The organism is Pseudoalteromonas sp. J010, from assembly GCF_003934235.1.
Classification (GTDB): Bacteria; Pseudomonadota; Gammaproteobacteria; order Enterobacterales; family Alteromonadaceae; genus Pseudoalteromonas; species Pseudoalteromonas peptidolytica.
The window spans coordinates 113,775-131,068 of the sequence record NZ_RDBW01000018.1 but is presented as its reverse complement, the minus strand read 5'-3'; the positions used below and the strand labels follow the sequence as shown (position 1 = coordinate 131,068).

Annotated in this window: 12 protein-coding genes and 1 CRISPR repeat array; of the genes, 1 reads left to right on the top strand and 11 read right to left on the bottom strand. The window is 43.2% G+C overall.

Going from position 1 to position 17,294, the window contains the following annotated elements; all coding sequences use genetic code 11:
* Positions 1–118: 118 nt before the first annotated feature.
* A CRISPR array of direct repeats spans positions 119–736; the repeat unit is 31 nt; unit sequence GTCTCAATCCCCTATGTGTGCGGGGCGTGAC.
* Between the two features lie 315 nt (positions 737–1,051).
* A complete protein-coding gene (locus tag EAG18_RS11440) occupies positions 1,052–2,347 on the top strand; it encodes a hypothetical protein (protein WP_125252510.1) in 1,296 nt (431 codons plus the stop codon).
* Here the strand turns inward: EAG18_RS11440 and cas6 are convergent.
* From cas6 to EAG18_RS11385, 11 genes are all read right to left on the bottom strand, one after another.
* The gene (gene cas6 / locus EAG18_RS11435; protein WP_125252509.1) at positions 2,344–3,225 is read right to left on the bottom strand and encodes a CRISPR system precrRNA processing endoribonuclease RAMP protein Cas6; all 882 of its coding nucleotides are present in this window, start codon (positions 3,223–3,225) and stop codon (positions 2,344–2,346) included. The two genes, EAG18_RS11440 and cas6, sit on opposite strands and share 4 nt — an antisense overlap.
* Position 3,226: 1 nt before the next feature.
* Positions 3,227–5,350 carry a TIGR03986 family CRISPR-associated RAMP protein gene (locus EAG18_RS11430; protein ID WP_125252508.1) on the bottom strand — a complete coding sequence of 708 codons (2,124 nt, stop codon included), beginning with the start codon at positions 5,348–5,350 and terminating at the stop codon, positions 3,227–3,229.
* Positions 5,350–5,808: a hypothetical protein gene (locus EAG18_RS11425; protein WP_125252507.1), complete on the bottom strand. Its 459-nt coding sequence runs from the start codon at positions 5,806–5,808 to the stop codon at positions 5,350–5,352. Before EAG18_RS11425 ends, EAG18_RS11430 begins: the two co-directional genes overlap by 1 nt.
* Entirely contained in the window at positions 5,805–7,199 is a 1,395-nt protein-coding gene (locus EAG18_RS11420; protein ID WP_125252506.1) for an RAMP superfamily CRISPR-associated protein, read from the bottom strand. The genes EAG18_RS11425 and EAG18_RS11420 overlap by 4 nt, the downstream gene beginning before the upstream one ends.
* Entirely contained in the window at positions 7,199–8,758 is a 1,560-nt protein-coding gene (locus EAG18_RS11415; protein ID WP_125252505.1) for a hypothetical protein, read from the bottom strand. The genes EAG18_RS11420 and EAG18_RS11415 overlap by 1 nt, the downstream gene beginning before the upstream one ends.
* Positions 8,758–9,357 (bottom strand): RAMP superfamily CRISPR-associated protein, encoded by a 600-nt coding sequence (locus EAG18_RS11410; RefSeq protein ID WP_125252504.1) that lies wholly within the window; start codon positions 9,355–9,357, stop codon positions 8,758–8,760. The genes EAG18_RS11415 and EAG18_RS11410 overlap by 1 nt, the downstream gene beginning before the upstream one ends.
* Positions 9,354–11,093, bottom strand: a complete 1,740-nt coding sequence (locus EAG18_RS11405; protein ID WP_125252503.1) for a hypothetical protein — start codon at positions 11,091–11,093, stop codon at positions 9,354–9,356. The genes EAG18_RS11410 and EAG18_RS11405 overlap by 4 nt, the downstream gene beginning before the upstream one ends.
* A 1,457-nt stretch (positions 11,094–12,550) precedes the next feature.
* Positions 12,551–13,216 (bottom strand): hypothetical protein, encoded by a 666-nt coding sequence (locus EAG18_RS11400; protein ID WP_125252502.1) that lies wholly within the window; start codon positions 13,214–13,216, stop codon positions 12,551–12,553.
* Between the two features lie 14 nt (positions 13,217–13,230).
* Positions 13,231–14,550, bottom strand: coding sequence for a Mur ligase family protein (locus tag EAG18_RS11395; RefSeq protein WP_125252501.1), 1,320 nt, complete (start codon positions 14,548–14,550; stop codon positions 13,231–13,233).
* Complete coding sequence (locus tag EAG18_RS11390; protein WP_125252500.1) at positions 14,540–15,562, bottom strand: hypothetical protein; 1,023 nt, start codon at positions 15,560–15,562, stop codon at positions 14,540–14,542. Before EAG18_RS11390 ends, EAG18_RS11395 begins: the two co-directional genes overlap by 11 nt.
* A gap of 474 nt (positions 15,563–16,036) precedes the next feature.
* The gene (locus EAG18_RS11385; RefSeq protein ID WP_125252499.1) at positions 16,037–17,077 is read right to left on the bottom strand and encodes a hypothetical protein; all 1,041 of its coding nucleotides are present in this window, start codon (positions 17,075–17,077) and stop codon (positions 16,037–16,039) included.
* Between the last annotated feature and the right edge of the window lie 217 nt (positions 17,078–17,294).

Sequence of the window (17,294 nt, the reverse complement as noted above, 5' to 3'; positions counted from 1 at the left end):
TCCGTTTTCCAATTTTAGGCCGTGCACATTGATTCGTCCATGAAGCGCTAACCGCTTCGGCCATCCAAGGCCTCAGTTTCAACCCTAGCCAAGCTGCGAGCACTCGCTTGTCTCGAGACGGGTTTCAACCTATGTGTGCGGGGTGTGACCAAACAACATATCATCGACGCCTTTACATTAGATGTCTCAATCCCCTATGTGTGCGGGGCGTGACCTTTGCTTATTTACCGCTTTCGCCCATTTCGCTTGTCTCAATCCCCTATGTGTGCGGGGCGTGACAAAGTTGTAGTATGGCTAAACTGCTACTGGGGAGTCTCAATCCCCTATGTGTGCGGGGCGTGACATAAGGGCTTTAAATCAATGCGTATAGGTGAATTAGTCTCAATCCCCTATGTGTGCGGGGCGTGACTTGATGGTAACGAAATGCCACACCTAGAGCAAAAAGTCTCAATCCCCTATGTGTGCGGGGCGTGACCGTGATAGTATGCGAGCAGATATGATTGTAGAGTTGTCTCAATCCCCTATGTGTGCGGGGCGTGACCTTTTTATCTATTTTTGACACGGAGAACCAAGCTGTCTCAATCCCCTATGTGTGCGGGGCGTGACCCGGATATTTAAACAGCTCGTTTATATCGATGGCGTCTCAATCCCCTATGTGTGCGGGGCGTGACTAACGCTTTTGAAAAGCAAAAGCAGACCCTAAAAGTCTCAATCCCCTATGTGTGCGGGGCGTGACGGCCAGCGTTAAAACGTCCATTGTTAAAGAGCTGTATCGCGGTTTTCCGCTAGACGGCTCGATTGTACTGCGATTTTTGCGCTTTTACTACTCACTTATTAAAAAGCGGCTAATTTTCATAAAGTTAATAATCGCTAGCTGAGCGGGGTTTTAATGAGTACCAGAGGGTAGCGATTCCGGCTAAAAAGGTTTCCGAATAACTCAACGACGGGGATAATCATCACTGTGTTCAAAGCAACTCAGCCTACCGTTAATTCTCGACCATGGTGATGAAATTGTTATAAAGTAGGCGGATATACACAAGGAATTGGCGATATGACTAATATTAACCACACTCAACATAATGGCGAGAAAAACCACCTTACATGCACACTCTATGCTATGTCTCTAGCGATATTAGTATTAACAGGAGCGCTTGGCGGCATTTTAACACAGGGCCTTATATTTGTAGGTATCTATTCAAATATATTACTGTCGCTATCCATCATTATCATTATTTCAACAGTATTCTTTTTGCTTTACCACATTTTTGCAATGCGCTTGGAGTCCAATAGAAAACAGGGATATGACGACGCTCTTACACTTAGATGCAAAGTTTTCAGGTGCCTTCGAGTTACTTTAGTCATTACCTTGCTCGCAAGCATTGTTGCTTGGTTTAGTAATGAACTCACAAATATTACTGATGATTTAGGGAATGCTACTTTAGTCTCGCTATTCTTGATTATGGCTTGTGCTGCTTTACTTAAATGGGTGCACTCTAAAAGAGCATTAATGAAAAAAAGAAGGCATCAATGGATCGTACTGGTTGTAACTGGCCTAACCTTTGCCATTAATAGCTGGTTTGAAATCTGCCAAATACTGTACCAATCATTTGTCTATATCTATTTTATTGCGGTAACAGCACTTTTTGCCATCATAACATTTACTTATCAAAGGGATATTATTGATTTAATCAATAGAAAGTCTAAAAATACCGCGAGAAAAGTGTTGATTATCCCGCTTTCTACCTTCAATACCGAAGAAGACTTACCTAAATTTACTTTCGATGATTTTGCCGATGCAACTAAACAGCTAGGTGAACATAATTCCGCTGTGACGCTTGCTGCAATTCAAAAAAACGCCCCAGCACTGGAACACCTTGTAATGGTAGTTTCAAAAACTACAACTAGGGGGCGAGGCTCAGTAGAAAATTATATGGTACTGGCTAAATTTATTGAGGCAGGACAAAAGAAGCTAAATATACCGTTTAAGATCCACCTCTACTGTAGTGAAACTAACACCCTTGTTTGTTGTAGTGAAATCGAGCAAGACCGCTGCCCTACCTCTGGTTTAGACTTTAGTGATGTAGACATTATGAAAGGAGCATACATAAAACTCATTTCCCTTGTACAACGCAAACTTGCTGTAAAAGAGTACGACATAGTTCTTGACGTAACCGCTGCTACTAAAGCGGTTACGGTTGCAGGTTGCCTCGCGACACTCAATACTACAGTAAGAAACATGTACATCTGTACCAATAAGCTTGATGAGTTTGATGGCTCACCAGAAAAGATTGATGAAATGGCGTACATGTATGATTTTATTACCAGTGATGTGACTAAACTCACCTAACCTATTAGCTCGTAATGACCCAAACCAAAAGTGGTTTTACCGCCAACACTGAGTACTTGACCGATTTGCAGCCAAGGTTTGGCGGGAGCTATATCTCCATAAAAACTGAGCATGCCTTTTAGGCCGCCAAACGGTTGTTTGGCGCGCTGCTTTAGTGAAAACCGTTGCCAATTTTCAAAGTAACAGTGGTGCTGAGCTTGGTATTCACCAAGGCGCGGCTGCGCTGTATATAGTGCATTTAACAGTGTAGGCTCGTCAGCGACCCAAAATTTTGTCAGCTGGCTAAGCCGCCTACAAATATGGCGATTTAGTTCATATAGCTCGGGCAAAAAGTCTGCTGAAATAGCGCCTTTGTGTTTTAAGCGTAACGGCGCTTTTAAATGCAGTGCGAGCTCACATTGACCGTCTGTAAGCTCGGTATTTATCCAGTCTTGTAGTACAGTTGTCACCACTCCGGGTAAAATCCGACCGGGCAGTACGCTAGCTACCGAAAGCAGCTTAACTGGGCTGCGGCCTTGAGAAGTGTACTCACCAATCCCAAGCCGTACGCCTTCACTCAGGGCATCAATAACCCGCTGCGACAGATGGACGGCTTCGCCAAATAACATTAAGTCAAAGCTCAGCAGCTCGCCCTTTTGCCATTGCTGTTGGTGCTCGTCTGTCAGCTTGATAGCATAAGGTTTTGGTTGCCCTCCTTCATGTTCTGCACACAAAATATAAAACAGTTTTTCATCATGCTGCTTTATCGCCTGTCCAACCCAGCCATGAAACATAGATCCTTTGAAATCGGGCAACTGTGCTTGCGCTTGTAGCTGTAAGGTAAACCTAAGTCGCAGCACGGGAAAGTGCTGCGTTAGGGTTAGTAGAGTCCCCAGCATATTACATTAGCTCCTTAACGCTTTTTATTAAGCGCTCTCTGTCCTTTTTTTTCTTTTTACCTACATTTTGAAAATCAACAGTCTCATCGCTAATTAAGTCAATCAGCTCACGTATTGCTTGTGGAGATAGTTGTTTTTCTAGTGCCTTATGGCACAAAGCGACAACCTCTACATGAAGGTGTTGTCGCGCTAATTTCTCTGTGCGCTCAAATCGCAATTTCAGCGTTGCAATTTCTCTTACATCGTCTGGCATCGCATCAAGTGATGCTCGCTCTTGACGTTTTTCGGCCTCTTCGCTGTGCATCTTGTACCAGAGGGTCTCTCTAATTTCATCAGTAATTAAGGCCGCGAGCCGCCCTTTAGCAAAGTTTGGTGCTGTTGTCGTTGTGATTTCTTCTGGCTCTTTTCGAGGCAGTGACTTTCCTGCGACTTCAAGTTGAGGCATCGACAATTTGCCATTTTGTATCTTTTTATAATCACCTGAATTGAAGTCTATATATGTATTGATTGTATGCTCATGTGTAGCAGGATTTGCCAGAGCAATGAGATGCCTTAATTGGGGGCTATCACTCCACGTATGGTGCTCGCTGGGGTAAGCTCGCTCCATTGTCTGCACGTATCTTTCTATAAACTCTGTTGGCGTCCGAGCTTCACCGTTACAGCTCAGCGCTTCCACCTCAATGGCACAGGCTCCAGCACCTAAGCTTTTTCCGTGACCTATTTGATGTAAGCACTGTGATTTTTCTCCGTAGGTTAACGACCATAATATCGCGCCAAGCTCTTCAGGTTTTAGATTATGAAACACCACTCTGCCATTAAACTGAGTATCACTTGGTAATAGTTCTATTTCACTGAGTACTTTATCGTTGTCATGCTCTTTCTGATTGTAATTGCTTTCAAATCTGTTTAACGACTTGTATCGCTTCCAACCCGCCAGCTCTGCATTGTGACTGTTATAGTCAACATAATTATCCTTGAGCGGCTGTTCTAAATAGGCCGCCAAAAAACTAGGTTTAGGTGAACCTAAAATCACTTTTGTACAGGTTGGTGTAAGCTTCTTTTGGCAAACTGCATCTGTAAAGCTCACACGACTTTTTAAACTCAACCCTTCTTCTCTCAGCGTACCAAAAATGCACTCTGCCATATCGAAAATAAGCGCTTTACTTGCGTCTTTTTGTTTACGATCCACCAGCTCCGAAAAACTGTGCTTGTACATCATTCGTGGTAGCTTTGCTAAGCCTAGCGCTTTTATGTTCTGGTTTTTTTTATCTATTAATACAAAGACAGGGATCCCCTTTTCAGGGTGTGGGTTCATTTTTAAGAATTGTACTTGTTTTTCATTATGACTGCTCAAACAGCCATCCACGAGGGTGTTTATGTGGGCACCAGATACAACCTTTTGTGACTTGCCATGAAAGCAATAGCTAAACTCATAATATTCCGGCTTACCTTTAAGTTCATCAACTACTCGGTTGTTACAAAACACCATGCTTCCCTTAGTTCCACCTTGGCCAACATGTTTAATTGTGTGGGTGCCATCTTTGCTACGCTTTAGTGTGTTGGTATCAAACTCAATGTCTGTAGTAATAGGTAACGCTTGATATTTTTCAACAGCTGACATTTCATTTCGAATATTTACCCGACAATAAGGTTTGAGATCAGTGTGCTTCACTTTAGCAAAATTGCACAGGCTCAACTGCCAAGCTGATGATTTATTGCAATATTTTATCCAACCAGCTTCAACTTTTGCACTATTAGACACCTCCTTTAAATATTCGCTACCAGAAGATATCGTACGATAGGAAAGACGCTGATCATCTATTGACTTAAACTTGCTAAAACTCGATATTTCTAGAGTATTTCTGATAGCACCTTTTAGGGATGTACTAGGGATCACAAACTGTCCATGCGGGTTTCTATGCCACAAGACTTTCGTTGGCTGATTTTCTTGCTGATGATGCTGACTCCCCACACACAGTGGGGTTTTATTGGTTAATGTATACTCAATACTGCCGCTAAGACCATCTTGAAAAGGAACATCGTGACTAACTAAGTGCGCCCATTCAGGCATGTAAACCCATTTTGATAGCGGTACAAAATGGTATGGTGCATGTACATGGCTCATTACGCTTGCTCCTCACTAAAACCGATAAATTGCTGTGCCATTGGGTGCCAGCGTTCATCAATGAGTTGATACCAAATAAAGTATGTGGCGGGGCCATATCGGGTGATTAAGGTTTGCTTTTTGTATGCTTGCTGCTGCGTTTTTTCTGTTGTAGCTTCCATACAAACAAACAAGTATTGGTGCTCACCAAGTAGTTTGACTTTGATGGTTTTTGTCCCATTTGACCACTCTCCCTCAATGAGGTCATGGCGGCCCGTCAGTACCGTAGTTTTGATAATCTCATCTCGATACATCGCCCAACCAAACGTCGCGTCCATTGAGTTAACCGTTTCAATTACTGCGTCTACACTTTTGGTACTTTGTTCATGCTGTAACTTGGCCGCGATGAGCGTGGGCAGCAACGGTTTGATAATTGATTGAGGGTTTTCTTTTAACTTGTTGTAGGTTTCGATACTCATTGACCTGACTCCAAACTTAAATAGGCTAACGTTCCTTTGGCAAATCCACCACTTGGTTTGACAAGACTAGTTCCGCGTCCTGCGCCGGCACCGAGGGGCAATAAGCCATTGGTTAAGTCATCGATTGTCGCTTCAAACGCTTGCAGCAACTTGTGGTCTAGCTGTTCATCACCTAATAACCAAATCCGTATTGTTATTGTTGGTTCGTAGAGCAGCTCTTCACTGAATAAAGCCCCTCGGCGTACTCCACCTGTAAAGCGGTCAATGCTATTGTGATACCGCACTGTTACCTGCTCCGGCTTATACTCTATTGGACTGTCTTCTACGATTAATCGACCAGCCTTTGGTGACGAGTCTTCTTTCAACGGCACTTGGTCATCTTCAATAGTGCCAAATAAATCAGCTAACTTGTTGGGCCTTGCCTGCCACTGTTGGTGTGTTGCATCTGCAAGTGTTTCAGCAAAGCGCGCGGTAATACGGTTATAATGAAATGCGGTACGATGCGCCAAAATACCTTTTATCGCACTACCACACAGTACGGGCTTGGGCACTTGCCAGCTTGGAATGCCATTTTGCCAAGTGACACTGGGTTCACTGTAGCTGAGCATCGCGGCATCGTGACCGCTTTGATTCAAAGGCGTGGCTCCACTACCAAAACGCCAATATCCATCTACTTCGAGTTGTAGTTCTATTAAAGGAGTTTCTTGTTGGCTCAGTGTATGAGTAGTGGGGAGTGGACTTGCAAAAAAGTCACTGATTTTGTCCGTAGGGTGAGCTCCACTTAGGTCACTCAGATCAATATGTGTTTGTTGTACACCGATGACTTTGATTTGACCTAACCCATTACGTGTATCTGCCCCAAGTGCAAACAAGCGACTGTGCCACAAGGACAAGAGTTGTTGCCATTCATCAGCCTTTAATTGCTGGCTCTCAACACGAATATCAACACAAAAGCGGATCCCTTTGGGCAATAAAATTTGGTCATACTTTGCTTTGTCTTCAGCAACGCCCCTGTCGTTAATTGCCACACGTTCACGGTGATGTGGACTTGCTTGCGCGAGCCGATTAAGTAGTGTGTCATCTTTAATTTTTGAGGGTAGGATCAACCCTTTTACCAGCTTACCTTTGCTGTCAATTAATACACCATTAGAGATTTTCAATAATGACCGTTGCTTGATTGAACCAAACCATTCATCGGTGTTTACTTTGGATTGTAAGTGTTGCTTTGCCAGATGTAACCAAACTCCAGCAATACTGGTACCCGGAATGTAAGGCAGGCCATTTGCATCACGAGCCAACTGAGTGTCAAAACCGTCCTCTCGCAAACCAGAATGAATAGCCAGTGGGGTTTGGGTTTCTATTACGATACGCGCCAATGTTAACCCTATCATTAATTACCTCCTTGCGATTGGGTACTGAGATAAGCTTTAAAGCGTTTTAAGCCATCAAAGGTAGACGGATCATATTGACAAAGCTGCTCTAAAAACAGCCTCATCACCGCCGTTGAGTGGTGAGCAAGCACGGCACTCATTGTGTCAGCAAAATTGGTATACCCTGTATCTCCTTGCCACTCTATCCCCCAACCAAACTCGTCATTTTTGGCTTTACAAATACAGTGCTCACCCTCAAATGCTTGCGCTTTCCAGTCTCCTATATCAGCCTTGACTAGTTCACCAATCCTATTCCACTGAGTTAATGTAGGCCCCACTTGCAGGTGTTTACCCAAACTATTAAAGCCACGTGCACTCTCGTAGGCTTTTGCCACTACTTGCAATAATTCTAGTGCTGCTTCTTTTGCGCTCGCCTTTGATTGCTCCGCAGCTTGCTGCTCAGTTACCCACTTAAGCAAGGTAGATTCTGCAAGCATGTGATCATCTACTAACTTTTTCGGCTTCACAGGCTCTACCAATAAAGGAGAATACAAGCTACTCATATTTAGTTGCTTGGTTTGATACCAACTGGGATTAACCATCACCCAACCTTGTCCAAATTGCTTATTAATGCCAAGGCCGCTAGTTACAATCTTATTGAGTGTGGCTTGAGTTGGGGTATGGCCATTTAACTCAAATACCAAGACACTCCCTTTGCTTATCACTTGTGATTGGCTATCAAAGCTTTGGCGTTTTTGATTGAACCTTGCCATTGTGTGACTGCGAATATAGCTTTGGTCGATATTAAGCGTTATGCCATCAAGCAAAGGGTCAATCATGTTGCCGCTTGGCGACAAACAGCTATTGCCAAATTCATCTAAAAATTCACAGTCTGCCATACACCAAAGCACCAATTGAGAGCGCAGTGCTTGTGGGTGTGCTACTTTCCCGGTAATCGGTGTAACAGTGACCCGGCCAAACTCAGTGTTTTTAGCGCGCCCAATGCGGGTTACTTTACAAAGCGCGTCTTCGATAAGCGACTGGTAACTAGCAGGCGTTTCAATCCACCCAACAAATGTTTGCCCCTGCTCGATGTAGCTATAGCTATATAACTGCCCAAGCTCCACGGTACCACTTTCATTGTTAATTGCAGTTTTAGTCACTTGCCCCATTTTTACTTGCGCTTCATCCCCATTGCTGGTGATAAAACCACTGCGCAATTGTTTATATTGCGTTTCTTCACGGGCATACAACACGCTTGGGATATTCACGGTTTGTTGGTTTAGTTTGGCGTGTTCAAAGATAGGTCTACCTTTTTCAATATGCCAAGATGCCGGAATGGGTAATGCGACTTCATCTCCAACTAACGGATAGCAAGGGCTAAACTGTACAGCACCGGAATGAAATATCGCCCAGCTTGTGTCTTGTTGATCTGCAAGTTCAGGGTATAACTTCGCGGCCAGTGCCCCTAAGATGGCGCTGCCGGGAATAAAGTCACAGGTATTATGGTTATTTGTTGTTGCGTTGGACTGGCTGACGATCACAGGATCTTGAGTGGTAATTTGATAATATATCCGCATTATGCTGCCTCCTCTTTGGCCGTAATGCCGATCTTCACCTCTCCATAACCTCGCTGCCGCTTAGCGCCGAGCGCAAAAATAAGTCGCCCCACCCTATCTAGTGCTTGTGTAACATCGCCGCCTAATAGAGGAAGCACTTGCTGATAATTCGGGTGGTTGGTATTTAAGTTCACCCCAGCGCTCAGCGCCATAGGCACTGCCACCTCTAGCGCTCTAAAACTGCCGTCTTCAGCCACGCCGCTTGCCCCAATTTTAGTTGCGTGGATCACCCTAAATAGTAACTTTTTGGCGTTACTTCCTGACTCACTGGTAAAATAACAAGTCTCGGCAGAAGAAAGCGTTGCACTTGTAAATTGTAATATGCCTTGCTGCTGAGCACCTTCATCTCCAAACAGCAAATTTATGATATTGCCGTCAAACCACTTAGCAGTTACCGCTCTTTCAAACGCTTCTTTATACAACCCTTTTATGCTTTTTCCCGGTACATAGGGTAAACCTGCTGCATTTTTCAGTGCTAGGGCGTCGGCATAACTGCCTGTTTCACCACTACCAATGTGCCAATAGCTTTGAATATCCAATGTTATAATGAACTGGCTCATTGTGCCTCCGCTGCTTCATCTGGCTTAAAATAAAAGCGCTCAAGTACCATTAAATCCTTTAGTGGTGAAATCCACTCGTCACCTTGCTGCCAATACCACGCTGTGTCATTTTGCGATTTACTGAGCATGTAAAATGCCTCCTCAAGCGCTGCCTTTCCTTCTTTTTTCAGTATTTTCGCTCGCTCGTAAATGCGGTTTGCTTCGTCCATATTGCCTAAAGACAAATGAGTTAAGACTTGTCGCCATTTACTCATGGTCATTGGTGTGTCCTTCTTTAGGCATACTTCAAACAAGTCATATAAATCCTGCAAACACGGATATTGTTCGTCACTGTCAATTAAATAGGCGGGCAAGGCCAGTGTTAGCGTCCCGAGTTTATCAACAGTGACCGCTACATTTTGTTTTATCACTTCTTCCACGTGTTGAGTTGCTGTGTTAGACAAGCGCAAAAATGACAGCGCGGCAGGGCCAACATTGTCGTCAATTTGCTTAGTTAGGCGTTTAGCGTTAGCACACAACCCTTCAACTACATGATGACTGTTTGTAAAAGGATGATTTGCTTTTTGGAATAACACGCCCCCACTGGCAGACAAATAGCCTTTCATGTCTTTTGTAACATCAGCATCACCATGTTCCTTGATAACAGCGAAAATGTTTGTGAGCACTTCTTGCGAAGCTTTCTGAAAAACAAGACAGAACTGCTTACTCCAAGGTAGTGCCAAGTCGGCGCGGATCAGCAAAGTCACGTCATCACCGCCTAGCACCAGTGGGCGCATAGCCAAGGTGTTATCCGTCTGTCCATAATCTACCACTATCTGAGTTGCAGCCTGTGCTGCTTTTTTTGTGGCACTTGCCAGTCCTTCTGAGAAGCTACGATAGGCATTGGCATATATCTTTTCATCAACTGTACTCAATGCTTTATTGAGCTTGAGCAAAATGATGCCTAACCCATTTCCGTCTATGTGTACCAATGCGATGTCTTTTCGCTCGTCGTTTTGCTTGCCCTTGTACGCGTTTTGCTCGGTACTAAAATCAAAACTTTGATCTATGTTGTCACTGTTAGACTTTTCAAAGTTTGTAGGGTAGCTGTAGGTCTGCTCATTTGGCGAGTATTTACTTTGTAAGGCACCTTGATCTTTGAGGTTCATAACCTGGTAAGCTTGGCGATGCAGATCTGTATCTAGGTCGAGGCGTTCAGACTCCACCTCCTCTTGTGGCGCAAAACTAGCAAGTTTACTTGTTGGTACTTGCGCGTTACCAGTTCGCTGGCTTATGTTTGCAATCGCAGGGGCTAGGGGTAAAGTCACTTTAGCTTGATTGTGATCGGCAGCTAGTCGTTGTTGCGCCAACTTGACAACACTTTGCAGCGATTGCGCTCCTTCGTTGGTCGCTTTATCCATTCCACCTTCCAACGCATCACAAAATGCCAAGCCGGGAAAAAGCTGCAATACGGTAAGCGTCCACAGGTTTCGTAATGCTTGGAGCGGTGCTTTATCTTTACTATATGCTGAAAATGCAGCGCCTTTACAGCGTAAAAACTGTATCTCACCTTCTGCATTTTTATCAGCTAAATTATGGCTGTATCCCAGCTGTTCAAGCACTTCAGCCAAGACGCTGTTGTTATCATCAACCAGCATATCTAGCCGTTCACTAGCGGCAATCACGTCTTTGAGCTTACCTGTTTTAAACAAATAGCTTTGGATTGATTTTGCCTCAAATAGATAGCAATAAGTCATAGACTCCTTCCGAAAATATCAAAAAATTGACCAACACCCTGTATTAGGTGTAGCGATAGTAAGCAGCGAGCAAGGTAAACATCCATAATGTATACAACTCACAAATTTGTGAAGTAATATTATTATAAAATTAACGTAATGATGAGTGAGTATGTCTTTGATCAAGTTTCATTAAAAAATGTTTTCAATATGGGGGTTGCAATATCAACAGGATACCCTGTCGGCTACACGTTTCGCTTTAATCTTATTTTACACATAGGTACCTCCCAAACTACCTGTTATCGCTAGCCCTTGGTACTCATCAATCCCCTCTCAACTAGCGATTACTAACCTTATGGTAATTAAATGTTTTTAATAAGCGAGTAGAAAAGTGGCAAAAATCACAGTAAAATCGACACATCTAGCGGAAAACCGCCATACAGCTCTTTAACAATGGACGTTTTAACGCTGACCGTCACACCCCGCACACATAGGTTGAAACCCGTCTCGAGACAAGCGAGTGCTCGCAGCTTGGCTAGGGTTGAAACTGAGGCCTTGGATGGCCGAAGCGGTTAGCGCTTCATGGACGAATCAATGTGCACGGCCTAAAATTGGAAAGCGGTGAGTAGCTCCGACTTTGAAGGGGATTGAGACCTATTGCGAATTAAACTGCGTAAGCTTTCATATATCTAAGTCACACCCCGCACACATAGGGGATTGAGACTTGCAAAGCATCAACCCTAGACTTGGTGGTTAGGTCACCCCCCGCATACATAGGGGATTGAGACACTATAGCTGCGTATAGCGCTCTTTTTAAATCAAGTCACACCCCGCACACATAGGGGATTGAGACCAATCAGCTTTATCTATTTCATAGTGAATAGTTTGTCATACCCCGCACACATAGGGGATTGAGACTATTCAGATTTTACGTCTATCGTAACCATGGGAACCTGAGCTGCAATACATCCCTGTAGCTGGGTTCCATCAGGCATCCATGCCTTCACCTCCTCAAGCTGCGAAACTGCGTTTCGGTCTTTCGTCGTCCATCTCGAGACAAGCGAGTGCTCGCAGCTTGGCTAGGGTTGAAACTGAGGCCTTGGACGGCCGAAGCGGTTAGCGCTTCATGGACGAATCAATGTGCACGGCCTAAAATTGGAAAGCGGATGAGTAGCTCCGACTTTGAAGGGGATTGAGATCTATTGCGAATTAAACTGCGTAAGCTTTCATATATCTAAGTCACACCCCGCACACATAGGGGATTGAGACTATCACTTCTTTATGATTAAACATACCGTCCTCAGTCACACCCCGCACACATAGGGGATTGAGACTATTCAGATTTTACGTCTATCGTAACCATGGGAACCTGAGCTGCAATACATCCCTGTAGCTTGGCTCCATCAGGCATCACTGCCCTTTAGCTTTACAGTAACTAAATAGTTTTGCCCAATATGGGCGTTGAAGTATAGAGTTATTCACTGACAAGTGGTGATGGCACTTTTTGATTCAACCGGGAATACGGCGCTGTTGCTAGACTCTGAGGCTAAAAAGTCGATGGGTTTTGTTGAAAGTAAAATAAAACCATACTTTTGTGAGGTGTTTGCCAATGCTGTTACCGCTTGGTGAGATAAGCTTTGAATGGGTGAGATGTCGCCATGGCGTTTTGAGTCAGCCATTATCCAGTAATGTCCGGTTTGGCTAGCGGTGTAACCTGCTACGACTTTGTAATGGCCAACACAGTGATAAATGATGAAGTTTTCTTTTTGCGTGAGCCAGTTAGCAATATCTGAAGCGGCAATCTGCGCCAGCATATCACCAGTTAACAAGGCGCTAAATGGTGCCACCTTGTTGGTTTTACACACACTGTTAAACAAACGAATAATGTCAAAATTACTCATGCCTTTTGGGTCTACTAACGCCATATTTTCAGTTGCTGGGTCAGCAGAGTCTGAAACCTTTCGCTTGGTATAAAACCCCGCATTAAATTGCTGATGAAATGAGTCTTGGGTAAATTCGTCATCAAACAACGTGTTAACCACTGCGATTAATGAACAGATCCCACAAAAGTTTTTATATTGCGGCTGGATAAAATGCGTAAATATACCCTGATCAAAATAACGCGGTTTGGTAATGGTCGTCACAGGCTTGCTTCCAATTAATATAAATAAATATCTTCGTTTGATTTATTCAGCAAAATAGCCGAGACTTCTCCTGCAAAAAATAAACCGCCACAAACAAACACAATGGCATCATGAGCTTGCGCGTATGCTTTGGCTTCCATCACGGCTTGTTTAAGATCGTCTGATTGCGATGCTGCCAGTCCATGATTTTTGAGCTTGTCTTGTAATAGCGTAGGCTCTGCGCCTTTAAAACTGGCTTTGCTCACAACACAGTACTCTGCTACCTCAGCTATCCTTGCTGCCAATACCGTTTGGTCGCGCCCTTTTGAGATCCCAGCTAGCACCACAATACGCGCTTGCGGGAAGTCTTGTTTTATCGAGTCAAATAACATGTTAAAAGACTCATCGGTATGGGCACTGTCTACAAAAATTTTCGGCGCATCACATACCAAGCTTAACCGGCCATCATTTGTAAACCGGTTGATTGCGTCGCTATATTGCTCAGCTGAGATAGTAAACCCCACGTCTTTTGAAAAAACTTCTGACATCAAAATAGCGGTTTTTATATTTTCTTGTGCAAACTTGCCAAACGTCTTGGGCGTGATACTAAACGGTGCATTATCATCTAATGTCACTTGATACTGATTAAAAGCGCTTGCTTGCTTGTTAAGCTGAATGTCGCTATTAAAGTAGCATTGTATGTCTCTTAACTTTGCATACGCGCGTACTTTACTTTTGAGGTGCTCGTCGATATTCCCCACCACCAACTTACCACCGTGCTCACAGCCGTCGATTTTATCAAAGGCGATCAGCTCTTTGGTGTTACCAAGAATGTCACAGTGCTCAAGATCAACTGACGTGAGTATTGCAAAACGTGATTTGAGTAAGCGGATTGGGTCATATCGCCCACCTATTCCCGCTTCCATGATAATTAGCTCAACTTTTTTGTGCTTAAACACAGTTAACGCGACTAAATACAAAAACTCAAATACCCCAAATTCTTCATTTAAGGTCGCTGCTATTTTGTTAAGGGTTGGCACAATATTTTGCGCAGCGTGATTTAACTCTGCATAGTCAACAAGCTCACCATTTACTGTAAACCGCTCGTTAAATTCTAAAAAGTGTGGCGAGGTGAATAAGCCTGTTGACTTGCCTGCACCGCACAAGATTTGATTGGTGAGCTTGGCCACCGAGCCTTTGCCGTTCGTTCCGGTGATCACTAACTTCTTGGTGGTCTCAATATATGCGTCAAGTGACAAGTGCTCAATAGCAAGTTGCAGCCGTGCTAAACAGATCCCAGAGCCAAACTTAGCAAACGATTTTGTCAGTGCTAAAAACTGCGTTTTATCTGTCATGGTTAAAAATCTCTTCAATGATAAACGCCCACAGTCTTGTGACTATATCGGTCGTTGAGTGCTTTTCTGCTGACTCCAAGCTCGGATTGCCATTTATTTCTAAAATTGTTAACGCCTCTGCCTGATTTATATCATCGGCTTGGCTGTAAACATCTAAACCAAAAACACGCAGATTGAATAGCTTAAAGATTTTGTCGGTAAATGCGTTTAATTCGTCACTAAAACACTCTGAATAATCCACTACTTCACCACCGAGTGCAATATTCATTGCTGGTGAAAAGTTAAATGTTACCCCTTTTGCAGGAATAGACTGCAAGGTTAACTGATTAGCCGATAAATATTCTCTAATATATGAGCTGTCCAAACTTAATGAGCTATGGCCATACTGCGCTTGTGTTTGCATAAGCGCCTGTAAATGCGCCGAAACCGTTTGTACGCCATCAAACGTAATAAATGGTGGGCGACGTTTATAACCAAACCAGATTTTGCCGTCTACCACAAATAGTCGATATTCATCGCCTTGCAGAGGCTTTTCTATCCTGACACAACTCAGTTTTTGCTGATTTTTGTCGATGTAATTTTGCAGATCTTGGTCGTTATAGAGCTTTTCGATAAACGCGCCTCTTGAGCCGTCATTAGGTTTAATAAATAGCGGGTAACCTTGACGTTTGGCATAACAAAGCGCGTCTTGCTTTTCTTTGCCTACGCCTCGGTACATGGCAAATGCACTTTGCAAAAAGAAGTAATCACCTTCTGGGACATTAAAGCCGCTTGCGCTTAGTACATTGACGGTGTGCGATTTATCTTTGGCTAAAAAGGTGGACGTTGCCGAATTGATAGGAAACGAACAAATATTACCAGCGCCAAATATAAACGCTTTATTCTTGTAGCTCACTTTTAAAATTTGCTCAGAGAATGAGTCTAGGTTTTGGTACGGTATTCCTAAGCTGTCGCACGCTTTTTTTAATGACTGGATCTGGTGCGGAGTTTTAAATTTGGCTGCTTGGTTCATATTGTTTTATTCGAGCGTGTAAGGCTAATTTGCGTTAATGTTTGCGCAGTGTGAAGGTTCTGCTCTGGTGCTACTTTCATTAAAAAGTGTTTATGTCGCACACCTGAGCCGTAAAATGTTTGTGTTACCCACATGGATGTCAGTACCTTGGTGCAAGCACAATACAGTAACGGTATTATCGACAAGATTTTCTCTCACTTCAGAATAGCGCTTTTATTTGAGCAAATTAGTATAAAATTTGATAGCGTAATCGCAATTGTTACCTTGTAAAGCATGCGCATAACAAGGTTCAATCACAGGTCATTTTGAGCCGTCACTGTATTAGAAAGCATATGGTTTGTCGAGCTTTCATCGTTATTCTCACCCGCCAACAATACGCAAATTATTTGGTGCTAATTGTTATGATAATTACGCTCAATTTGGGAATAACGCTCGTTTGAGCAAGTATTAAACCAACATGTTATTCTCTCATACTTAGTCCAGCACTAATCTATCAGCCTTATGTTTTAGGTAAATAAAAACTAAAACTAACAAGGAGATCCCTAGCGAACCTAAAATCGGTAATGAGAGCAATTTAGATAAGTTAAAGATCAGGGTGTTTTCTTGCACGCTAACAAACGACGCCGAAAACAAGGTCAAGGATATTGAACCGGCACTCAACAGTAGCAATAAACCGTTAGTCTTCTCAGAATTGATAACTTGTTCAAGGCTGGTGTAGTTTTCTAAGTGTTGCTCAAATGATTGGTGCAACTGTTTGGCATCGTCTAGTTTTTCTTTTAGTAAAAACTCTTCATCACTTACTAAGTCATCACAGAATGCTTTTACAACTGCATTTTTGGTTCTATTTTTGGTAAAAATAAATCGCTCAATGTTTAGCAGCTTGATCCGGGTATCTAATATTGACTTGGTAAAATGGTGCTTTTCTCCGGTTCTTTTTGGTCGAAGCTCCATTGATGTTTGCACTCGGTTGATCCGCTGTAACATCAGCCACGCTGTCATATAAAATGCAACCAGCGTGGTTTTACAGGTTTTAAGCGGCACCTCTTCAAGGTGTTCAACACGCTCTAAATACCAATTTATACCAATAAAGCTGTCACTTTGTTGCGCTGCACAGTGCTGCAACACATCCCCGCAATCAAGCGGCGCGAGTGCCTTGATAACGCTTTTTCCAAGCCTGTCTCCTTTTGCGCTAGACTTCAGTTTTTCAATTGTATGATTGTTAACACTCAAGTTGATACACACAAAACTGTTTTCTTTACTCGACATAAAGTCCGTTTTGGTTTTAAACAACTGTATATTATGAAGCGTAGCGGTTTGTTCAAGAAATTGAATTGGTTGCTCGACATCAAATATTGGCAAGCAAATAGACGAAAACACGTTATAGAGCGTCTGTCTAAACCCCATTGTTACATAGCTTGGAAAGTCAGACTCTGAAGCAGTCATGATGCGCCCAGCAATTGATGTAAAGTCCAAAGGCCTATCGCCTAGGCTAATGCAGAGATATAAGCTGTTCATTTTTAGTTTTTATAATATCTTGGCTTTGATCGTAGGTTGCTGTTATTTAAGCACACTTACTGAGCAATTAGTAATGTTAAAAGTCAGTATGTAAAAGCACGGCTTAGGCTTTTTACGACTTAGCAGGCACCGTTGCTCAATACCTCATGCGACTATCCACAAAGTTTCTCCCCTTCAAAACGGTGAGTAATTAATCAAATAAACTGTATACTGCGTT

Bases quoted from the DNA above. Each gene is read 5' to 3' on its own strand.
- EAG18_RS11390 (WP_125252500.1), bottom strand. From the start codon at position 15,562: ATGAACCAAGCAGCCAAATTTAAAACTCCGCACCAGATCCAGTCATTA.
- EAG18_RS11415 (WP_125252505.1), bottom strand. From the start codon at position 8,758: ATGCGGATATATTATCAAATTACCACTCAAGATCCTGTGATCGTCAGC.
- EAG18_RS11430 (WP_125252508.1), bottom strand. From the start codon at position 5,350: ATGAGCCATGTACATGCACCATACCATTTTGTACCGCTATCAAAATGG.
- EAG18_RS11410 (WP_125252504.1), bottom strand. From the start codon at position 9,357: ATGAGCCAGTTCATTATAACATTGGATATTCAAAGCTATTGGCACATT.
- EAG18_RS11395 (WP_125252501.1), bottom strand. From the start codon at position 14,550: ATGACAGATAAAACGCAGTTTTTAGCACTGACAAAATCGTTTGCTAAG.
- EAG18_RS11440 (WP_125252510.1), top strand. From the start codon at position 1,052: ATGACTAATATTAACCACACTCAACATAATGGCGAGAAAAACCACCTT.
- EAG18_RS11405 (WP_125252503.1), bottom strand. From the start codon at position 11,093: ATGACTTATTGCTATCTATTTGAGGCAAAATCAATCCAAAGCTATTTG.
- EAG18_RS11425 (WP_125252507.1), bottom strand. From the start codon at position 5,808: ATGAGTATCGAAACCTACAACAAGTTAAAAGAAAACCCTCAATCAATT.
- EAG18_RS11385 (WP_125252499.1), bottom strand. From the start codon at position 17,077: ATGAACAGCTTATATCTCTGCATTAGCCTAGGCGATAGGCCTTTGGAC.
- EAG18_RS11420 (WP_125252506.1), bottom strand. From the start codon at position 7,199: ATGATAGGGTTAACATTGGCGCGTATCGTAATAGAAACCCAAACCCCA.
- cas6 (WP_125252509.1), bottom strand. From the start codon at position 3,225: ATGCTGGGGACTCTACTAACCCTAACGCAGCACTTTCCCGTGCTGCGA.